Origin of the sequence: Bacteroides sp. AF29-11 (assembly GCF_003602895.1) — a bacterium.
Lineage (GTDB): Bacteria > Bacteroidota > Bacteroidia > Bacteroidales > Bacteroidaceae > Bacteroides > Bacteroides uniformis.
Map to the genome: position 1 here is coordinate 1 of NZ_QTLY01000023.1, position 3,156 is coordinate 3,156.

The following is a 3,156-nucleotide window of genomic DNA, read 5'->3' on the forward strand; positions in this document are numbered from 1 at the left end:
ATGGAAGTAAGACGGAACGAAAAGATTACATTCCGCTGTACCCGGTATGAAAAGCTGGCACTTGCGGAGCAGGCAGCCCGATGTAGCATGAGCACATCGGAGTATTGCCGGAGTTTGTCCCTTGGAGGTCGCCCAAGGGAAAGGTACACCGAGGAGGAACGGCAGCTTCTCCGGGACATAGCCCAGTTGAAAGGAACGCTCCAACGGCTGAACAACTACTTCGGTGGTCGCCAGTACCGGGAGGTATTTGAAGAGAATCAGGCACTAATCACCGAACTTAAAAAAATACTTTCACGATGATAGGGAAAGGAAAGAGCATATCGCATGGTACGGCTGCACTGGAGTATGACCTTGCCAAAGAGATAGACGGACAGACAGCAGCCATCGAGATAGCCCGGCATGAACTTTACGGGTGTACGGGTGCGGAAATGGTACAGGAAATGAAACCATACCACGCTGATTTTCCGAACGTAAAAAACAATTGCCTACGTTTCGAGGTCAGTCCTTCGATAGAGGAAAGCGCCACCTTTACGGATGCGGACTGGGCGGAACTTGGTAACGACTTCATGCAGCGCATGGGGCTGGCGAACCACCAGTACATCATCATCCGGCACAGCGGTACGGAGAGCAAAAAAGAACAAGCCCACCTGCATATACTAGCAAACCGGGTTTCCCTTTCCGGGGAACTGTACCGGGATAACTGGATAGGGAAAAAGGCAACGGAAGCCGCCAACGCCATAGCCAAGGAACGGAACTTTGTACAGTCGCAGGACATCGGCAAAGCCAACAAAGCGGAAATCAAGGAAGCCATGGACGACGTATTGAAGAAGATGCAGGGCTTTGACTTGACTAAATTCAAGGAAGAACTTGGTAGGAGAGGTTTTAAAGTTCGGGAAGCCAGGGCAAGCACCGGAAAACTTAACGGCTACTACGTCACAGCCCGAAGCGGTACGGAGTATAAGGCGAGCGAGATAGGGAAAGGCTACACTCTCGCCCATATCGAGCGGACACAAAGCAAACTGAAATATAACTCAATGAACATATCTCATGGAAACAAACTCACATCCGGAAGCGGTAGCTTCCACCGTTAAGCAGGGACAGTACAGCCCCCGGAAAAGAAAAGACACAGCACCAAAGGTTAACCCGCAGCTTGCGATAGAACTGTTTTTTCAAGAAATGGGACGTATTGAAGCCTATACAAAGCGCATAGAGGATGCAACATCCCGAAAGGTACAAATAGACGGGAAAAGCCTCGAAAGTGCCGAAAATCGCCTAAAAAACGTATTGTCGGACTTTGAACGGCAGGGGTACAGAATGAAAAACGGCGGTTATGTGGACAAACGGATTTCGTTCTACTCAATCCTTTGTGCTGTTATCTCCCTATTGTTCGCTTGTTTCATGTGCTATCTTTGGACGGATGCAGCCAAAGACCGGGACAACTACAAGCAGTATTATGAATACTTCCAAGAGCAGGCAAGGGAACAAAAGGGAAACAAATAAACTCTAACTTTACGAATTATGGGAACAACGGAACACGAAGAACCCCGGTTCTTCTTCATACTGAACAAGGGTGCGAAGTCCGGCGGCGAAATCACCCATGCTGTCCTAAACGGTAGTATCGTTTCGAAGCCGGCAGGCTGGGACGCCTTTCATGGGCTTGTACTGGCGAAAGAGAAACTAAGCAGCGAGGAAATACAGCGGCAGATGAAAGAGCTTGGTGTAGAAATGGAAATCGTTCCTCTGATTTGACAAGATTACCCCGGCTGAAATATACCGGGGTAATCTTGTCACTTATCCTTGATTTTCCCTTTAAGGGCGTTTATAATCCACCCTTTTGGATTTGTTTTTGTCCTTGATTTTCCTCTAAGTATGGCGAGTTCTGTCATGATGTCTGGAAGTTCCATTTGTGCTGTTACAAATAAATCCCGGTTGTTTTTGATTTCTTTATCGGAGAACTCCAAAGATGTTTTTAAGTAACTTATCACTTGCCTACCTAAATCCCATGAAAGCCCGGTTTGCTTTTGTAGCTCTTTTTTGTATAGCTCTGCATCACGATGCTCTGGCTTGAATATTGGATAGAAGTTGAAACTTACAATTTTTTTCCCCTCCTTGTTTGCGGACCATTCGAATGTATAAGGACTTAGTTCGTCCAGCTCATTTTTTGCAGGTTCAATTACTTTCCGGACAAAATCGTTTGTCTTTGCGTATTTATCTTGTACTTTAAACATTTCTTTGAGCTGTTCAAGTGGATAGATTAGTTTTGTTTTCTGACCGCTTAAAAGTTCGTAGAACCGCATAGAATATACACTCTTAAACTTCATCGCAGTGGCTAATTCGTATTTGCGAAACCCTTTTGAAAAATCTAAGCAGCAGTCCCATATGTGTGAGTCTATTTGGAATGATACAACAGATGAACGCTTCTTTATCTTTGGCAATGCAATAATAGAAATGCTTATCCATTCTTTTTCATCCTCATAGGTAAAGATTTTCTTTTGTAGAGATAACAGTGCTTGTTTTACACGTGTGTAGTTTTCATCACTTTCTCCATTTAGCAATGAAGCAATAGGCATTGTGATGTGAACGGTATCAAAAAGTGTGTGTTCTATTTTTTTACAATCAGTTGCAAACCTAACTCCTTGGAGTTCACCTTGAGCCATTTCTACAATTCTATAAAGTATGCGCTTCTCATAAACGGAAAAGTCATACTTGGCTGTCGTCATAATATAGCTTTGTATTTGGTCTTTATTGACGACTGTTACACTGTTGTTCTTCTGTTGTTTCGTTTTCATCATCTACACGAAAGGATAAAATACTGTTGGCTTTATCTATGTGAGGAGCGTATATTTCAGAAAATTTTGCGAGGATAGAAATTGCGTTTTTTACCCTTTCAAATTCTTCTTTCTTAAAATGAACTATGATTTTCTTCATCCTTTATTGATTATTAGTATGTTGCGCAAATATAATAAGTAATTACGACTTGTGCAAATGGAAATCGTAGATGATGCAAAATAACATTCAAAAAGTCGTATTTGGAAGAGAAAATAACATTCAAAAAGTCGTAGTAATGTGTTAAATAGCATTCAAAAAGTCGTAGTAATGTGTTAAATGAATTGTGTAAGCGGTTGGATTTCAGCGTGATTTTTAGTTAAAAAAAAA

6 protein-coding genes are annotated in these 3,156 nt (G+C 42.7%); 4 read left to right on the forward strand and 2 right to left on the reverse strand.

Annotation, left to right across the window (positions count from 1 at the left end; genetic code table 11):
* From mbpA to DWZ03_RS19765, 4 genes are read left to right on the forward strand one after another with little or no spacing between them, the layout of a single operon-like run.
* On the forward strand, positions 1-300 hold the full coding sequence (mbpA, locus tag DWZ03_RS19750) for a mobilization protein MbpA (RefSeq protein ID WP_005683055.1): 300 nt from the start codon (positions 1-3) through the stop codon (positions 298-300).
* Complete coding sequence (gene mbpB / locus DWZ03_RS19755; protein WP_007755894.1) at positions 297-1,091, forward strand: mobilization protein MbpB; 795 nt, start codon at positions 297-299, stop codon at positions 1,089-1,091. The genes mbpA and mbpB overlap by 4 nt, the downstream gene beginning before the upstream one ends.
* Complete coding sequence (mbpC, locus tag DWZ03_RS19760) at positions 1,048-1,500, forward strand: mobilization protein MbpC (RefSeq protein WP_007755893.1); 453 nt, start codon at positions 1,048-1,050, stop codon at positions 1,498-1,500. The genes mbpB and mbpC overlap by 44 nt, the downstream gene beginning before the upstream one ends.
* Before the next feature lie 18 nt (positions 1,501-1,518).
* The gene (locus tag DWZ03_RS19765; RefSeq protein WP_007755891.1) at positions 1,519-1,749 is read left to right on the forward strand and encodes a hypothetical protein; all 231 of its coding nucleotides are present in this window, start codon (positions 1,519-1,521) and stop codon (positions 1,747-1,749) included.
* A 38-nt stretch (positions 1,750-1,787) separates the two neighbouring features.
* Here DWZ03_RS19765 and DWZ03_RS19770 read toward each other — a convergent pair whose 3' ends face one another.
* The gene (locus tag DWZ03_RS19770; protein ID WP_007755890.1) at positions 1,788-2,792 is read right to left on the reverse strand and encodes a replication initiation protein; all 1,005 of its coding nucleotides are present in this window, start codon (positions 2,790-2,792) and stop codon (positions 1,788-1,790) included.
* Positions 2,743-2,928, reverse strand: a complete 186-nt coding sequence (locus DWZ03_RS19775; RefSeq protein ID WP_007560600.1) for a hypothetical protein — start codon at positions 2,926-2,928, stop codon at positions 2,743-2,745. Before DWZ03_RS19775 ends, DWZ03_RS19770 begins: the two co-directional genes overlap by 50 nt.
* Positions 2,929-3,156: the final 228 nt, after the last annotated feature.